Source organism: Vreelandella zhuhanensis (assembly GCF_009793355.1).
Classification (GTDB): domain Bacteria; phylum Pseudomonadota; class Gammaproteobacteria; order Pseudomonadales; family Halomonadaceae; genus Vreelandella; species Vreelandella zhuhanensis.
On the sequence record NZ_WTKP01000005.1, the window covers coordinates 163,192 to 180,073 of the forward strand.

Sequence of the window (16,882 nt, forward strand, 5' to 3'; positions counted from 1 at the left end):
CCGGTAATAAAGACGTTGGCAGCAGCGAATACTTGGTAGGACCAGGCGGATTTGAACCGCCGACCTCCACGATGTCAACGTGGCGCTCTAACCAACTGAGCTATGGTCCTGTAAACCGGTAATAAAGACGTTGGCAGCAGCGAATACTGGTAGGACCAGGCGGATTTGAACCGCCGACCTCCACGATGTCAACGTGGCGCTCTAACCAACTGAGCTATGGTCCTGTAAACCGGTAATAAAGACGTTGGCAGCAGCGAATACTTGGTAGGACCAGGCGGATTTGAACCGCCGACCTCCACGATGTCAACGTGGCGCTCTAACCAACTGAGCTATGGTCCTGCTGCAAGCAACGGATGCGTATTCTACGGACCCACCCCTGAAATGCAAGCATTTTTATGGCTTGCTCAGGGCGTGGTACGCACACGGCTCACCGCCTCCCGCCAACCTCGATAAAGCGCGTCACGCTCTTGCGCAGGCATTTGAGGGGTAAAGCGTCGCTCGCATTGCCATAGGCGGGAAATTTCCTCCAGATCGCGATACCAACCCAACCTCAGGCCAGCCAGATACGCCGCACCCAAGGCGGTGGTTTCCAGGATACCGGGACGATCCACGTCTACATCGAGCATGTCGGCAAGAAATTGCATCAGCCAATTATTGCTGACCATTCCTCCATCGACGCGCAAGACGCCTGGCGTTGCCTGGATATCATCATTCATGCAGGCCTGGAGATCGCGGGTTTGATAGCACACCGCCTGCAGCCCTGCCGCGACGATTTCGGCTATCCCCGTATCGCGAGTCAGGCCTAAAATCGCCCCACGCGCCTTGGGGTCCCAATGCGGCGCGCCCAAACCGGTAAAGGCAGGCACCAGGTAAACGCTATGGCCACTGCGGGTCTCCGCCGCCAGCGCTTCGGTTTCCGCGGCGTTGGCGAACAGTTTCAAACCATCACGCAACCATTGTACCGTCGCACCGGCCACGAAAATGCTGCCTTCCATGGCATAAGTGGGCCGCCCGTTCAGGCGATAGGCAACCGTCGTCAGCAATCGATTGCGTGATAGCGAAGGGTCATCACCGGTATTGACGATCATGAAACAACCGGTCCCATAGGTACTTTTGCCCATCCCCGGGGTAAAGCATGCCTGGCCGATCAAGGCAGCCTGCTGGTCGCCCGCCACACCGGAAATCGGCAATTCGGCCCCCAACCAGGCGGCATCCACCTTGCCGAAATCATCGCTGGAGTCTCGCACCTGCGGCAGCAATGCGGCCGGTATGTCGAAAAGCGCCAGCAATTCCTCGTCCCAATCTTGATGATGAATATTGAACAATGCCGTACGCGAGGCATTGGTGGCGTCAGTGGCATGCACCCGGCCATGCGTCAGCCGCCAGATTAAAAAGGAATCCGCGGTGCCAAAGGCCAACTCACCTCTCTCGGCACGCTCACGCGCGCCTTCGATGTTATCCAGCAGCCAGGCGAGCTTGGTCGCGGAAAAATAAGGGTCCAGCAGCAAGCCGGTGCGTGATTGGAGCATCGGCTCATGCCCTGCTTCTTTGAGCACCTGACAATGCTCGATCGTACGCCGGTCCTGCCACACGATGGCCGGATACAGCGTCTCGCCGGTGGCTCGATCCCACAACAAGGTGGTTTCACGTTGATTGGTGATGCCCACTCCATCCAGTTGCGCGGCATTCAGGCCGGCATTTTCCAGCGCCTGGCGACAACTGCTCAACACACTTTCCCAGATGGCTTCCGGTTGATGCTCCACCCAGCCATCGGCGGGAAAACATTGAGCAAACTCCTGTTGTGCAGAGGCTACGCTGCGCCCCTGCCGGTCAAACACAATTGCTCGGGAGCTGGTGGTCCCCTGATCAATTGCGAGAAGATAATTGGCCATCCGCGTCCCTGTACTCGTTTTTGTTTATTCGGTTCTTATTTACTCGGGAATGCCGCCACGGGTCAGAACGGCAGGGTCAAGCAGCCTTTCCAGCGTTTCCCTGTCGAGGTCGGTCTGCTCCTCGGCCACATCGATAATCGGTCGCCCCGCCTGATAGGCCTTCTTGGCAACAGCGGCGGCGGCGTTATAGCCAATCACGTTATTCAAGGCGGTGACCAGTATCGGGTTACGCGCCAAGGGTCCCTGAAGATTATCCTCACGGACCTTGAAGGTAGCTATGGCCCTATCCGCGAGTAAGCTTGCGGTATTACCCATCAGCATGATGGAAGTGAGCAGGTTGGAGGCAACCAGCGGCAACATGACGTTGAGCTGGAAATTACCGCTCTGCCCCGCCACGGTGATTGCCATGTCCAGGCCGATCACCTGAGCGGCTGCCTGAGCGGCGGACTCGGGTATCACCGGGTTGACCTTGCCCGGCATGATCGAACTGCCGGGCTGCAGTGCCTCGAGCTCGATCTCGCCCAGCCCGGCCAGGGGCCCGGAATTCATCCAGCGCAGGTCGTTGGCAATTTTCATCACCACGCACGCCAATCCCTTGAGCTGGCCGGAAAGTTCAACGGCGGCATCCTGGGAAGCGAGGCTGGCAAAGAAGCTGTCATTGGGCTCGAAGGCAAGCCCTGTCTGACGGCTCAAGTGCTGCGCCATACGCTCGGCGAATTCCGGCGGCGCATTGATGCCGGTTCCCACTGCCGTGCCACCCTGCGCCAACCGGCACAGCCGCTGCATGGCACTGTCCAGGCGCTCGATGGCTTGATTTATCTGGCTGGCCCAAGCCCCCAGCTCTTGATCCATGCGCAAGGGCATGGCGTCCATCAAGTGAGTGCGACCGGTCTTGGTGACATGCTGCAAGCTGTCGGCACGCTGGGTGATCTGAGCGTGCAGATGCACCAGGGCGGGACGCAAATGTGTGTCTACCGCGATTGCCGCCGCTACATGAATCGCCGTGGGAATCACATCATTGCTCGACTGCCCCATGTTGACGTGGTCGTTGGGGTTGACCTCGACGCCCTCACGACTGGCTAGGGTCGCGATCACTTCATTGACGTTCATGTTGCTTGAAGTGCCGGAACCGGTTTGGAACACGTCGACCGGAAACTGGTTGTCATGCTCGCCGGCGATTACCGCTTCCGCCGCCTTGATGATGGCATCGGCACATGCGCTGTCCAGCAGGCCGAGATCCCGGTTGGTATGGGCGGCGGCAAGCTTGATCCGGGCAATGGCATGAATGAACCGGCTGGGCATGGGCGAGCCGGAAACCGGAAAGTTGTTGACGGCACGCTGGGTCTGGGCTCCGTAAAGCGCCTTCTCCGGCACTTCCAGCTCACCCATGCTGTCGCGTTCGATACGTGTGCTCATGAGACGTTACCTCCCTAACCCAGTGGGATAAAAATACATTTTTCTAAAAGAGTGCCTCTTTAAAAAGCGCCCCAACTTGGCTGCATGAATCTCACCTTGGTAGCGGCGGGGAAATGATGCAAGTCCGGTCTATTTATCAGTGGCTTCACGCGCAATGTTGCACTGCACAAAAATGCTTGCTATGCTTGCAACGCAAGAAGGTCAGGAAACAAGAGAAAGCTCTACCGTTACTTTCCTGGTCAGTCACTGACAACCCTTGGAGGGTAATATGAATACTTTCAACACTAACGAAATGAACCAGCAAGTCGACAACCTGTTCATGGCACCGGCACGCGCCTTCGCTACTTTGAGCCTTAACTTCACCGAGAAGTTGGTCAATGCTCAACTGGACGCCGGCAAAACCTATGCCGATACCAGCCTGGCACAGGTTCGTAACTTGCTGAGCATCAAAAACGCTGAAGGCCTGCGCAGCTATATGGAAGACCAGCAGAAAGTCGCCAAGGAGCTCACCGAACGCGTCAAGGGCGATGCCGACAAGGTGGCCTCCTTGCATCAGGATTTCATTCAGCAGAGCCAGAAGCTGACAGAAAGCAACGTCAAGCAAGCGCGTGAAGTAGCCAGCAAGGCTACTGCCAAAAGCGCCTGAGTGCTTTCATGAGGTTCTGTTATAACGACTTATTATAATTCAGTATAGCGCACAAAAAACCGCCGAATTCATCGGCGGTTTTTCTGTTTATGACGATTGTCTACCAATCGAGCGCCTTTTTGACGAAAGGGATTGTGAGCTTGCGCTGCGCTGACAGAGATGCTTGGTCCAGCACTTCCAGAGTACGGCATAGCTCGCCTAGCTCACGCGGCCCGCGATGCAGAATATACCGCGCCACATCATCGGGCAGCTTCATACCACGCAAGCTTGCTCGTAGCTTGAGTGCATCGAGGCGTCCGGCATCATCCAGCGGCTGAACATGAAAAGTGACTCCCCAGCTCAACCTTGAAGCGAGATCCGGCAATTTTACCGGTAACTGGCGCGGTGAGGCTTGAGCGGCAATCACCAGGCGCTTGCCTGCATCACGCAACCGATTGAAAGCATGAAACAAGGCTTCCTCCCAGCGTTTGCGCCCTATGACAAGCTCAAGGTCGTCAATCGCGACCAGGTCCAGTCGCTCGATATTTTCCAGCATCAACGGCGGGAAATGGCCCAATTCCGCCAACGGCAGGTAGAGCGCCCGCTTGTCGGCGTCCGAGGCGGCGTGACAGGCCGCTTGCAATAAATGCGTGCGGCCGGTTCCCGGTGCTCCCCATAAATACACATACGGCTCCCCATCCAGGTCACATTGGTGGATCAACCGCTCCACCAGTGAAGCATTTTCGGCGGGCAGGAAATTTTCGAAGGTGGCGTCATCGCGTAAGCCTATTCCCAATGGCAACTGTGCCGGTACTCGGCTCATGACGCTCCCTCTTCGTCGTGGTGATCCTGTTCAGCATCGTACAATCTGCTGTGTTTATAACGTTCGTTGATTTCGCGCAAAAGCACCATGATGACCGCCGCCGCGGGCAGCGCCAGCAATACCCCGGTAAAACCGAACAGGCTGCCCCCCGCCAATACCGCGAAGATGACCGCCACCGGATGCAGGCCGATCTTGTCGCCCAGCAATTTGGGTTGCAACACCACGCTTTCGGCAGCTTGACCGAGCGAAAAGACTGCGACTACTCCCAACACTGCCCACCAGGTACCGAACTGAAACAGTGCCACAATCAATGCCACACCGATCCCCACGATAAATCCCAGAAAAGGCACGATACTCACCAAACCAGCCACCAGGCCTATCAGCAGGCCAAAGTTCAACCCCATCAGCGTCAACCCGAGTGAATAAATGACTCCAAGGCACAACATGACAAGCAGCTGGCCACGCAAGAAGGCCGAAAGCACTTCATCACAGCGACTTAAAAGCCGAACGGCTTCCGGCTCCCACTGCCTAGGAATGAAACCAATGATGTTGGCATTCAGGCGCGTCCAGTCGAGCAATAGATAAAACGTGACCACCGGGATCAAGGCGAAATAGGTTATCCATGTGAGAAAGGCGGCGCCTGAACGACCCACTTGCCCCAGCACTTGAGCCAGATACCCTCCTGCATCACGCCAATGTTCGGTCAGGATTTTCCGCAGATTGGCCAGTTCATTTTCCAGATCATACCCCGTCCATTCCCGTACCTGTGGCGCCAACTCCTGCTCCACCCAAGACAAAACGCCCGGAATCACCTCACCCGCTTCTTTTATCTGCTGCACGGTCAACGGAATCAGTATCAACAAGCTGAGCGACAGAATAATCAGCATCACAAGAAAGACACTGCTTACTGCAAAGGGGCGATTCATTCCCCAGCGTTCGAAACGATTCGCGAGAGGGTTGGCCAGATACGCCAGAATCATCCCGGCAATAAAGGGCATCAACACAGTATCCAGGCGGTACAGCAACCAACCCAGTCCAATGACGAGGATAATTCCCCACCACGATTTTTTCATGCGTAACTCTCCTTCCTGGATATGGCACCAGCGATGCGGGGCGCGCCACCTGATGCTACAATCTCGCCTCGCCATTGCTCAGCTCACCGGCATAGATTTGACTGGCCGGCATTACAAGCACTGTTATTTTTTGCTTTACAGGATACGTCATGACCGAGACTTCCTCTTCGCAGCCTGCCAAGCCCTCCCTCAGTTACAAGGATGCCGGCGTCGACATCGATGCCGGCAATGCGCTGGTAGATCGCATCAAACACGTGGCCCGGCGCACTGCTCGTCCCGAAGTCATGGGTGGACTCGGTGGTTTTGGTGCCTTGTGCCAGCTACCCACCGGCTACAAGGAGCCGGTACTGGTATCGGGAACTGACGGTGTCGGCACCAAATTACGCCTGGCAATGAACCTGGGTCGCCACGACACTATCGGCATCGACCTGGTAGCGATGTGTGTCAATGACTTGGTCGTGGCCGGTGCCGAGCCGCTGCTTTTCCTTGACTACTATGCCACGGGTAAGCTCGATGTGGATATCGCCGCTGATGTCGTGAGCGGTATCGGTAACGGCTGTGAACAGGCCGGCTGCGCCTTGGTGGGCGGTGAAACCGCTGAAATGCCCGGCATGTATGAAGGCAGCGACTATGACCTGGCGGGTTTTTGCGTCGGTGTCGTGGAAAAATCAGAAATTCTCGATGGCAGCAAGGTCGGCGCAGGAGACGTGCTGCTCGGCATGGCGTCTTCCGGTCCTCATTCAAACGGCTACTCACTGATTCGCAAGATACTCGAAATCAGTGACGCAGACCTGGCCATGGAGCTGGACGGCAGATCACTGGGCGATGCCCTGATGGCACCGACACGTATCTACGTCAAACCCTTGCTTTCCTTGCTCCGCGATAGCGATATTCCGGTACATGCCCTTTCACATATCACCGGGGGCGGGCTTCTGGAAAATATTCCGCGTGTGCTGCCTGACAACCTGGCGGCTCAGATCGACATGAATACCTGGCAGAGACCGGCCGTTTTTGACTGGCTGAAAACCCAGGGCAATGTTGATGAAACCGAAATGCACCGCGTCCTTAACTGTGGTATCGGCATGGTCATCGTGGTACCCGCGGAGAAAGCCGACCAGGCCCGGGCGCATCTTCAAGCGCAAGGTGAAAGCGTTTATCGAATCGGCAATATCGTGACCCGCGAAGAAGGAGCCGAGGCCGTTGTACTGGAGAACCTCCCGGCATGAGCATTCCTGAATTTGGCAGCGACACCCTCAACGATCTCACGCCCGACCCCACCGAAAAACGTCGGGTCGTGGTACTGATTTCCGGCAATGGCAGCAACCTGCAAGCGCTGATCGATGCCCAGTCTCACGACCGCCTGAGCGGTGAGATCGTGGCGGTGATTTCCAATGAACCTGGGGCTTACGGCCTGAAACGGGCTCACGAGGCCGGTATTGATGCCGTCGCTCTGCCGCATCGCGAATACGATAGCCGCGAAGCGTACGACAGTGCCTTGATAACCGTCATCGAGCGGCATGAACCGGACTTGATCGTACTCTCGGGTTTCATGCGCATCTTGAGCCCACACTTCGTGGAACGTTACGAAGGCCGCATGCTCAACATTCACCCCTCGTTGCTGCCGGCGTACCAAGGGCTCAATACCCATGCCCGCGCCTTGGCCGATGGAATCACCGAACATGGCTGCAGCGTACACTTCGTCACAGAAGAACTGGATGGCGGACCGGTAGCGATACAGGCAGTGGTCAATGTAGAGGCAGGAGAAAGCGAAGAAAGCCTCACGGAAAAGATTCATGCCCGCGAGCATCTGATTCTTCCTATCGCGGTTAATTGGTTTCTGGAAGGACGCCTGCAGTTCGCCGGTGACAGCGCCACCATTGATGGTATGACACTTCCCCGTCATGGCATGCGTTTGTCTCACCAGGATGCCGCCGAGGAACTCGACGAAACTTGACTAGCCGGTAGCATGCCGATGCACCAGTGACACGACAAAGGGCGACTTGATCAAAGTCGCCCTTTGCACTTTCTATAGGCAGGCGGGCGGTCGCGCAATGCTCAGGTGCGTGGCAGAGTAACCCCGCGCTGCCCCATGTATTTTCCGCCACGATCTTTGTAAGAGGTTTCACAGACCTCGTCAGACTCCAGAAATAGCATCTGCGCCACACCTTCATGCGCGTAAATCTTGGCCGGCAAGTTTGTAGTGTTGGAAAACTCCAGCGTCACATGCCCTTCCCACTCCGGTTCAAGCGGTGTGACATTGACGATAATACCGCAACGCGCATAAGTGGATTTTCCCAGGCAGATAGTCAACACACTCCGAGGGATACGGAAATATTCCACCGTTCTGGCCAACGCGAAGGAGTTAGGCGGAATGATGCACACATCACCCTTGATATCGACAAAACTTTTTTCATCGAATGCCTTGGGGTCCACCACCGCCGAATAGATATTGGTAAATACTTTGAATTCATCAGCACAGCGCACATCGTAGCCGTAGCTGGACGTGCCATAGGAGATGACACGCCGCTCATCGACGTAGCGCACCTGTTCTGACTCGAACGGTTCGATCATTGCCTGGCGTTCGGCCATGCGCCGTATCCAATTGTCTGACTTGATACTCATGGGTTGAAGTTGTCACTCACTAAAAGAAATCGAGGGGCCGTCATGGGACTGGCCGGCTACTTGTTCCGCCACTTGCTTGGCGATCTCGCCGAATGTCTTGCTGATGTCGCTTTCCGGCTCGGAGACTACACTGGGATGCCCTGCATCCGCCAGCTCACGAATCGACAACGCCAATGGGAGCCTTCCTAATACCTGGGTGTCGTATTCTTCAGCAATGCGATCGCCGCCGCCGGTGCCAAAAATAGCTGCTTGATGGCCGCATTTTTCACATTGATAAAGGCTCATGTTCTCGACGATGCCGAGTACCGGTACATTGACCTTGCGGAACATTTCAATCCCCTTGCGGGCATCGAGTAACGCAATGTCCTGGGGAGTAGTGACGATAACCGCGCCAGATACCGGTACACGTTGCGATAACGTCAACTGAATGTCGCCGGTGCCTGGCGGCATGTCGATCAACAGGAAATCCAGGTTGTCCCACAGCGTCTGGGTCAACAGCTGCTGGAACGCCCCTACTACCATCGGCCCTCGCCACACCATGGGCTCCCGAGTGTTCACCAGAAATGCCATCGACATGGCCTGAATGCCATGCGCCTGCATCGGATGAAAATGTTTCTCACCAGCGGGTTTCGGGCGGGCGCCCTCTTTCACGCCCAGCATCTGCGCCTGGCTGGGACCGTAAATATCCGCATCCAGTACTCCAACCCGATAGCCTTGTGCCGATAAGGCCAGTGCCAGGTTGACGGTTACAGTGGATTTGCCCACGCCTCCCTTACCGGAAGCCACGGCCACGATATGCTTGACGCCATCAATCACATGCTTCTCCTTGGTTAACCGATGACGTTCTCACCTGAGTCGGCGATGATAACGCTCGCCACCGGTTTCATAAATACATATCACAAACACGAACGGCAGCCTCCCCTTGCAAGCTGCCGTTCGTGCCATGATCAATCAGGAACTAACGCTACTATAAAGCTCAGTTCTGCTCTTGTTCCTGAGCTTGTTGCTCTTCTTCCTGTTGATTCTCTTGTTGCTCGCCTTGAGCTTGCTGATCTTGTTCCTGCTGACCCTCTTGTTGCTCGCCTTGAGCTTGCTGCTGGCCTTGTGCCTCGGACTGCGCCTGGTCTTGGGAAGCACCATCCATTTCAGTGCTGGTGCTCTCCATCCGCGTTTCCAGCGTGCTCAATTCTTCACGCCAGTCGCGTAATTGAGTTTCAAGGCGCTCCAGCTGGTTTTCACGCTCCTCCACTTGACCTTCAATCATCGCCAGTTCTTCGCGACCGATATCTATCGCCAGCATGAGATCTTCCATTTCCGAGCGCACCTGATCGATGCTATCTTGCTCTTCCTGGCGCAGCGCCTGGAGTTCTTCAACTTCCGATTGCAGTTCATCGCGCTCATTGGTCAAGGTCGTTTGCTGGCGGGACAGCACTTCCACCTCTGATTCACGCACCTGAATCTGTTGTTCGAGTTCGTTTAAGCGCGACTGAGCCTGCTCCATTTCGGACTGCATCTCTTGTAGCGCCTGTTCAGCTTCATTGCGCTCTTCGACTAGTTGCTGACGTTCCTCTTCGGCTTGTTGGCGAGCTTGCTCCGCTTCTTGCCGTGCTGCTTCAGCGCTTTGACGTGCTTCTTCAGCTTGCTGGCGAGCCGCCTGGGCTTCATCACGAGCCTGCTCGACCCGTTCAAGCTCTTGTTGCAGCGACGCCAGTTCAGCAGCGGCCTCTTCCTGTTCGGTACGCAATTCCTCTATTTCAGTTTGCAGCGCATCACGCTCCGCCGTCAACGCATCCAGCTGCTGTTGAGTGCTGGCAACATCGCTTTCGGCCTTCGCCAATTGCTCTTCGACCTGGGCCTGTTCTTCATGCAGTACAGCCATTTCGCCACGCAAGCTTTCCAGTTCCATTTCAGCCTCTTCCACTTCGGAAAGCTGCTGGGATAATGCCTGGTTTTCACTTTGCAAGGTTTCCACACGTGTTTCGAGTGTCTCGACCTCATCCCCACGAGACCCTGCGGTGGATTGCGCCAAAACCGCCCAGATCACGGCTATCGCAGCGATCCCGGCAATTCCTCTAACCCGGTTATCCTGAAACAAGGCTTTAGTGCTCGGTTTTTGAGCGGAAGAACCGCCTGACGCACCCGGCGAAGCATTGTTACCTTTGGAACCGCCACCCCCAGAACCGCCGCTGCCACCCGTGGAACCGCCACCTGACGAGCTGCTAGTCGTGGAGCCAGTCGTTGTGGAACCAGTGCCGGTACCTGTGGAACCGTTCTTGGGTGGTTCGCTCTTTGTCGAAGAAGTAGTTGAAGAAGCTTTTTTGGATGAATCGTTCTTGGATGGATCGTTTTTGGGTTGATTGTTATCCGGGGTGTTTGTGTCCGACATCGTCCTTCCCTCTTGTTGATCCGAGCAGTGAGTGCTGATTCTCACAACAGGCTATTGAATAGCCTGTTGCAAGCGATACATATGATTACCTCCTTAATAGCATACACAGCCAAACGCTACTGAACAGCCGTAACGAGGTAATCCAGCGTTGAATTTTTTTAAGCAGAACAGCAAGAGATCAGCACCGCCCTTGAGCCTGCCCACTTTAATCCTCCCGAATGCCATCCTTCCATCTCTGGTATGAGCTGATCCAGGATGGTCCTCCGTCCCCCGACGTTCTATCTTGATTGAGACACCTTGAGTCACTCACAGCCGACAGTGGAGCTTTCATGACCAGCCTATCCCAGCAAAAATGTGAAGCATGCAGTGCCGAGGCCACTCCCTTGACCCGTGAACAAAGCGAGGCACTACTAAAGGAGGTTCCCGAGTGGCGGATTGTCGAGCACGATGGCATCATGAAGCTTATGCGAAGCTTTACGTTTCGTGATTTTGCCGAGGCCTTGGCATTCACCCAAGGCGTCGGCGACATTGCCGAGCAGGCCGGCCACCATCCGGAAATTACCACCGAGTGGGGCAAAGCCACCGTGACATGGTGGTCACATGCCATCAGCGGCCTGCATCGCAATGACTTCATTCTTGCCGCCAGAACCGACGAGGTAGCCAACTAAATGTTCGAGCAAATTGAGCGAGTCCCGGGAGATGCAATCCTCGGGCTGATCGAAGCCTTCAAGAAAGATACCAACCCGCAGAAAGTGGATCTTGGCGTTGGCGTTTACCGCGATTCGCAAGGTAACACGCCGATCATGCGTGCCGTCAAAGAAGCGGAAGCTCGCCTGCTCAAGAATGAAACCACCAAGACCTACATCGGCTCCCATGGAGCACCCGCCTATGGCAATGTGGTGCTGCCGATGGTGCTCGGTGAAAACTCGCCGGTACTCGACGCAGGCCGTGCCAGCGCCACCCAGTCACCGGGCGGAACAGGTGCCCTGCGCCTAGCGGCTGATTTCATCGCCACGCAGCTTCCCGGCAAGGACATCTGGGTCAGTGACCCAACTTGGCCGAACCACTTGGGAATCTTCCCCGCCGCGGGTATCAAACTGCACAAGTACCCTTATGTGGACGCGGACAACCGCCTGGATTTCGACGGCATGCTGTCGGCGCTCAAGCAGATTCCTGAAGGCGATGTTGTGCTGCTGCACGCTTGCTGTCACAACCCCACAGGGTTCGATCTTTCGCAAGATCAATGGAAGCAAGTACTGGAAGTAGTGCGTGAGCGCAATCTTTTGCCATTGGTGGATTTCGCCTATCAGGGCTTTGGTGAAGGCCTGGATGAAGACGCCTATGGCGTTCGTCTGCTGGCTGAATCACTGGATGAAATGATCATCACCAGCTCCTGCTCCAAGAACTTCGGCATCTATTGCGAACGTACCGGTTGCTTGATCATGGTGGCCAAAGACAACGAGCAGATGGAAAACGTGCGCTCTCAGATTGCCATCGTGGCACGGGAAAACTATTCCAACCCGCCGGCACATGGCGGCTCCATCGTCAGTGAAATTCTGAGTTCCGACGATCTGATTCCCGTCTGGCGCGACGAACTCACTGAAATGCGCGACCGTATCAATACCCTACGGCGCGATTTCGTTGAGGCTCTGAAGCCCTACGGCCTGGATCAGAAGTACGCTTGTATCGCCGAACAGCGCGGCATGTTTTCCTATACCGGCCTCACCCCGGAGCAGGTAGACCGGTTGCGTGACGAATTCGGTATCTACATGGTCCGCTCCGGCCGCGCCAATGTGGCGGGTTTCTCGCACGAAAACCTGCCCTACCTGGCTAAGGCCTTTGCGGCGGTCAATAGCTGATAGCTAATTAGATGATATAAGCGGTACAAAAATGCCCGAGGCTCATTTCATGGCCTCGGGCGTTTTTTTATGCAGATTTCAAGCATGGGTCGTTCAGGCTTGGGGTTCAACCTGCTGCGGTTTGCCGGAAAGCATCGTCATCAACACACGCCAGGCCATCAGGCCGGCAAACAGATTGCCGATTGCCGCCCCCAGAGCCAGACCGGCGAAACCGCCGAGTTGAGCACCGACCCACAAACAGGGTAGGTAACAGATAAACAGCCGAGCGGCAGAAAGCAGCATGGCGCGTAACGGCCAACCCAGCGCATTGCCCGCCGAGACCACCAACATGCACACCCCCAAGGCGGCATAGCTGGGGAGTAAAAAACGTATCAGCAAGGCGAGTTCGGATTGAACGTCGGGATTGCCCGACAGCGCCAAGGCCACCCAGGGCGCCAACACTGCCATTAGCGTGCCCAACGCCAACTGCCACACCACCGCCACCTTCAACGCCAAGTACAGCAGCCGCTTAATCTGCATCCAATCGCCCGCCCCGTAACAACGCCCCAACCAGGGGGGAAGCGACATGGTCATGGCCAGAATCACCATCAGCGAGAGCGTTTCCAGGCGGCTGGCAAGCCCCCAGGCTGCCACATAGGTCTCACCCAGTCCCGCCACCACGTAAATTGCCAGCATGGCGGCCAACGGCGGCATCAGTTGACTGACCATGGCCGGCCCTGCAATTCCGGTAAAAGGGCCTGCCGAACGCAAGAATTCAGGCCATAACTGATGGCGCGTGAGCCAGTCGGTTCTGTTGAGCTTCAAGCCGACTATCAGCAAGCCACTACTGAAGGCAATTACCGTTGCCCAAGCCGCTCCCGGCAGCCCCATACCTTGCCAGTCACCCATCCCGAAAATCAATATTGGGTCCATCACGAGGTTGATGAGGCTGCTCAGCACCATCATCTTGCCCGGCAAGCGCGTATCGCCATGGGCGCGAAACAGGCTATAGCCAAAATACAACAGTGCTCCCAGCCAAGCCGCCAGCAGCTGAGGTGCCCAATAATCGCCAATCAAGCCAAGCGTTGCGGTATCCGCCCCCAACAACCTGAACAGAGACACGTGAAAGGCCCAAAGCAGCACCCCCAGCAATGCGATGGTGACGCCACCGATCATCATCACCAAACTGCTCAGGCGGCGTGCTCGGGCATTTTCCCCGGCACCTAGCGCACGGGAAATCAAGGCGGCGATGGCAATGCCCAACCCTACCTGAATGCCGATGATCAGAAACGAAAGCGGAAAGGTGAATGATAATGCCGCCAATGGTGCGGTACCCAAACGCGCGATGAAGGCACTGTCCACCAGTTGAAAGCCCAGTAGGGCCAGCACGCCGATGGCCATGGGCCACGTCTGCCGCCAAAGGGTAAGCGCCAATGAAGAGGCTGATGTTGCTTGATGCTTTACGTCTACCACGGCCACTCCCGTCTCAATGCATAAAACGCCACCACCCCCGGAGAAAATCCGGGGGTGGTGGCGTTAGTATGACGCTTTTTTCGTTACTGGCGAATGCCTTCAAAGGTAACGTACAGCTCCAACTCATGCATCACTTCAGGAAAGGCGTTCATGTCGATCTCGAAATCGCTCAATGTCAGCATGGTGCTGCCTTCAAAGCCGGCACGATAGTTACCCCAGGGATCACTTCCTTCACCCATCAAGGTAACGTCCATCTCGATCGGCTGAGTCTGGCCGTGCAACGTAAGATTACCGCTTACCACCCCTTCATTATCACCCTTCGGCTCGAAGCCGGTAGAGACAAATGTCGCGGTGGGATATTTATCGGCATTGAGGAAGTCATCACTCAGGAAGTGACGGTCACGCTCGGCATGATTGGTGTCGAGACTGTTGACTTGAACTTCCATTTCCACAGAAGACGCTTCCAGATTGTCCGCTTCATAGTGAAACTGACCGCTGAACTCTTCGAAGTCACCCAGAATGTAGGAAAATCCCAAGTGCTGGATCTTGAACTGGATAAAGGCGTGCTGGCCTTCGATATCCACGACATAGTCGGCGGCTTGAGCCTGGCTCAAAGGAACCAGCGCAGCGGCGGTCAACACCGTGGCAATCGCAGTTTTCTTCAACATGGTCATTCTCCTTTACAGTTTACTTAAATACACGCAGGCCCTGAGCCAACGCTAAGGCTTGTTTAATACGCGCTGATTTTCAACGCTATCTGGCTCGCCTTGGATCAAGCATCCGCAACAGGGTATCGTTGCCGTCGATCCAATGATGCTTGAGTGCCGCGGCGGTATGCCCCAGCGCCATCAACATCAACAACAAGGCGCTGTACCAATGGATGGTTCCCGCCAGGCTTTCCTGATTCGGTAGATCGTAAACCAATGCCGGAACCTCGAACCAACCAAATACGTTGATGCCTCGTCCGTTGGCGGTGGAAATCATGTAACCACTGATCATCACCACCAGCATGAGCACATACAAGGCGACATGACCGAAATGGGCAGCAAGCTTTTCCATACGCTGGCCATGAGCAAGCGGGGTGGGTTGCCAGAATCGCCAGATCAATCGTGCCAGGGTGGCGAACAATACCAGCATACCGACAGAACGGTGCCACCAAGGCCCCAAGTTGTACCAGCCATGGAAATAATCCAGGCCAGTCATCCACCAACCAAGAATGAAAAGCCCGATGATGGCAACCGCACTCAGCCAGTGCAAAGCAATGCTGACGATACCCCAGCCATTATGTGTATTGCGCCACATCGATGTTTCCCCTCTGGCATTGGCTTAGAAAACAGCATACCCGGGTAACGCTAGGAAAACTGCTGAATAAACCAGAACATACCATTCGTAAAAACCATCCCTCCTTGAGCGTGACGTTCTCACCTGACACTCCCCGCCTGCCGCGCTTCGCGCTTTAGGCGAAGGTTCTTGGGTCACCCCGAGAACCTTCCTGCTTCGATACGCCTTCACTAGACAACGGCTAGGCCGCTGCCCCCGCTCCGGTCGCTCCACAGGCTAGCCCCGCCAGTCCGGCGGTTAGAATATTTTTCGCCGCATTGATGTCGCGGTCGATCACCTGGCCACAGCTGTCGCAGTGCCAGTGGCGCTGCGACAGCGGCAGCTTTTCAACCTTGTGGCCACAGCCATGACACAGCTTGCTGCTGGGGAACCACTGGTTCACCTTCACCACTTGTCGACTGGCCCAGGCGGCCTTGTACTCAAGCTGGCGGACAAATTCGCCCCAGCCCGCATCACCGATGGCTTTGGCTAGCGATCGGTTTTTCACCATGCCGATGATATTCAGCGACTCGACACACAGCACTTGGTTTTCGTTAATCAGTGTGCGGGTCGCTTTATGGGTTGCATCGCGGCGGCAGTCCGCGATCTTGGCATGGAGCGTCGCCACTTTCCGGCGAAGTTTGGCGCGATTCTCTGAGCCTTTCTGTTTCTTGGCCATCTGGCGCTGAAGGTAGGCCAGCTTGGCTTCGTAGCGCTTCAAGTGGCGCGGGTTGCCGGATTTCGCGCCATCGCTGGTGATAAACAGGTCAGTGAGCCCCAGGTCGATGCCGGCCATCTTCGGCGTGATCGGCAGCGCGTTCGGGGCAAAGTCGCACAGGCAACTGATGAAGTAGCGACCGGCACGGTCTTGCGAAATCGTGATGCTGGAAGGCGCGCTGGGCAGCGGCCTACTCCAGCGGATCGGCAACGGCACCTTGGACTTGGCGATGGTGATCTCGCCTTCCCGATAGCGAAAGACCGCTTTGGTCAAGCGGATCGACTGCCGCCCATCCTTGCGCTTGAAGCGTGGATAGCGCGCGCGGAGCTTGGGATTGAAGAAGTTATCAAAGGCGGCCTTCTGGTCACGCAGGGCTTGTTGCAGGATGACGCTGGATACATCGGCAAGCCAGGGGTATTCAGCCTTCAAGTCCACCAGGCGCTTTTCCGCAGCGGAAGACGACACTGACTCGCCATGCTGCTGATACGCCTCGGTGCGATACGCCAAGCTATTATTCCAGGCAAGACGAACACAACCGAACGACTGTGCCAACAGCACAGCCTGTTCTGGTGTGGGGTAGAGACGTTCTTTGTAGGCACGTTTTGTCATACTGGAAAAACATCAGGGGTTAAGGGCAATAACAATACAGCACCGCTGCGCGGTGCTCGCTTGTATCTCCGCCCGATTGGGCGAAGC

At 56.0% G+C, this 16,882-nt stretch carries 16 protein-coding genes and 3 tRNA genes; 5 read left to right on the top strand and 14 right to left on the bottom strand.

The genetic code is table 11. The features are described from left to right. Positions 1–33: 33 nt before the first annotated feature. From GPM19_RS08710 to GPM19_RS08730, 5 genes are all read right to left on the bottom strand, one after another. A tRNA-Val gene (locus GPM19_RS08710) sits at positions 34–110 on the bottom strand. A gap of 37 nt (positions 111–147) precedes the next feature. Beyond that, positions 148–224 (bottom strand) — tRNA-Val (locus GPM19_RS08715). 38 nt (positions 225–262) lie between these two features. Beyond that, positions 263–339 (bottom strand) — tRNA-Val (locus GPM19_RS08720). A gap of 65 nt (positions 340–404) precedes the next feature. Further along, entirely contained in the window at positions 405–1,892 is a 1,488-nt protein-coding gene (gene glpK, locus GPM19_RS08725; protein WP_160418651.1) for a glycerol kinase GlpK, read from the bottom strand. Positions 1,893–1,931: 39 nt separating this feature from the next. Continuing rightward, entirely contained in the window at positions 1,932–3,308 is a 1,377-nt protein-coding gene (locus GPM19_RS08730) for a class II fumarate hydratase (protein ID WP_160418652.1), read from the bottom strand. A gap of 268 nt (positions 3,309–3,576) precedes the next feature. Here GPM19_RS08730 and GPM19_RS08735 point away from each other — a divergent pair, with 268 nt between their 5' ends. Further along, positions 3,577–3,954 (top strand): phasin family protein, encoded by a 378-nt coding sequence (locus tag GPM19_RS08735; protein ID WP_160418653.1) that lies wholly within the window; start codon positions 3,577–3,579, stop codon positions 3,952–3,954. A gap of 100 nt (positions 3,955–4,054) precedes the next feature. Here GPM19_RS08735 and hda read toward each other — a convergent pair whose 3' ends face one another. Both hda and GPM19_RS08745 read right to left on the bottom strand, forming a co-directional pair. After that, entirely contained in the window at positions 4,055–4,756 is a 702-nt protein-coding gene (gene hda / locus GPM19_RS08740) for a DnaA regulatory inactivator Hda (protein ID WP_160418654.1), read from the bottom strand. Next, complete coding sequence (locus GPM19_RS08745; RefSeq protein WP_160418655.1) at positions 4,753–5,829, bottom strand: AI-2E family transporter; 1,077 nt, start codon at positions 5,827–5,829, stop codon at positions 4,753–4,755. Before GPM19_RS08745 ends, hda begins: the two co-directional genes overlap by 4 nt. A 149-nt stretch (positions 5,830–5,978) precedes the next feature. Here GPM19_RS08745 and purM point away from each other — a divergent pair, with 149 nt between their 5' ends. Both purM and purN read left to right on the top strand, forming a co-directional pair. Further along, positions 5,979–7,055: a phosphoribosylformylglycinamidine cyclo-ligase gene (gene purM / locus GPM19_RS08750; protein WP_160418656.1), complete on the top strand. Its 1,077-nt coding sequence runs from the start codon at positions 5,979–5,981 to the stop codon at positions 7,053–7,055. Beyond that, the gene (gene purN / locus GPM19_RS08755) at positions 7,052–7,783 is read left to right on the top strand and encodes a phosphoribosylglycinamide formyltransferase (RefSeq protein WP_160418657.1); all 732 of its coding nucleotides are present in this window, start codon (positions 7,052–7,054) and stop codon (positions 7,781–7,783) included. The genes purM and purN overlap by 4 nt, the downstream gene beginning before the upstream one ends. Before the next feature lie 101 nt (positions 7,784–7,884). Here purN and dcd read toward each other — a convergent pair whose 3' ends face one another. From dcd to GPM19_RS08770, 3 genes are all read right to left on the bottom strand, one after another. After that, the gene (dcd, locus tag GPM19_RS08760) at positions 7,885–8,451 is read right to left on the bottom strand and encodes a dCTP deaminase (protein WP_160418658.1); all 567 of its coding nucleotides are present in this window, start codon (positions 8,449–8,451) and stop codon (positions 7,885–7,887) included. Positions 8,452–8,463: 12 nt separating this feature from the next. Next, positions 8,464–9,264: an iron-sulfur cluster carrier protein ApbC gene (gene apbC, locus GPM19_RS08765; RefSeq protein WP_319928110.1), complete on the bottom strand. Its 801-nt coding sequence runs from the start codon at positions 9,262–9,264 to the stop codon at positions 8,464–8,466. 163 nt (positions 9,265–9,427) lie between these two features. After that, on the bottom strand, positions 9,428–10,546 hold the full coding sequence (locus GPM19_RS08770) for a coiled-coil domain-containing protein (RefSeq protein WP_160418660.1): 1,119 nt from the start codon (positions 10,544–10,546) through the stop codon (positions 9,428–9,430). 620 nt (positions 10,547–11,166) lie between these two features. Between GPM19_RS08770 and GPM19_RS08775 the strand changes: the two genes are divergently transcribed. Together GPM19_RS08775 and GPM19_RS08780 are read left to right on the top strand one after the other, a co-directional pair. Beyond that, the gene (locus GPM19_RS08775) at positions 11,167–11,505 is read left to right on the top strand and encodes a 4a-hydroxytetrahydrobiopterin dehydratase (protein ID WP_160418661.1); all 339 of its coding nucleotides are present in this window, start codon (positions 11,167–11,169) and stop codon (positions 11,503–11,505) included. Further along, complete coding sequence (locus GPM19_RS08780; RefSeq protein ID WP_160418662.1) at positions 11,506–12,696, top strand: amino acid aminotransferase; 1,191 nt, start codon at positions 11,506–11,508, stop codon at positions 12,694–12,696. 93 nt (positions 12,697–12,789) lie between these two features. Here the strand turns inward: GPM19_RS08780 and GPM19_RS08785 are convergent, their stop codons facing one another. From GPM19_RS08785 to GPM19_RS08800, 4 genes are all read right to left on the bottom strand, one after another. Beyond that, a complete protein-coding gene (locus GPM19_RS08785; RefSeq protein ID WP_160418779.1) occupies positions 12,790–14,076 on the bottom strand; it encodes an MATE family efflux transporter in 1,287 nt (428 codons plus the stop codon). Between the two features lie 155 nt (positions 14,077–14,231). After that, positions 14,232–14,816, bottom strand: a complete 585-nt coding sequence (locus GPM19_RS08790) for a YceI family protein (RefSeq protein WP_160418663.1) — start codon at positions 14,814–14,816, stop codon at positions 14,232–14,234. Between the two features lie 85 nt (positions 14,817–14,901). Continuing rightward, positions 14,902–15,450 carry a cytochrome b gene (locus tag GPM19_RS08795; RefSeq protein ID WP_160418664.1) on the bottom strand — a complete coding sequence of 183 codons (549 nt, stop codon included), beginning with the start codon at positions 15,448–15,450 and terminating at the stop codon, positions 14,902–14,904. Positions 15,451–15,670: 220 nt separating this feature from the next. Continuing rightward, entirely contained in the window at positions 15,671–16,795 is a 1,125-nt protein-coding gene (locus tag GPM19_RS08800) for an RNA-guided endonuclease InsQ/TnpB family protein (RefSeq protein ID WP_160418665.1), read from the bottom strand. Positions 16,796–16,882: the final 87 nt, after the last annotated feature.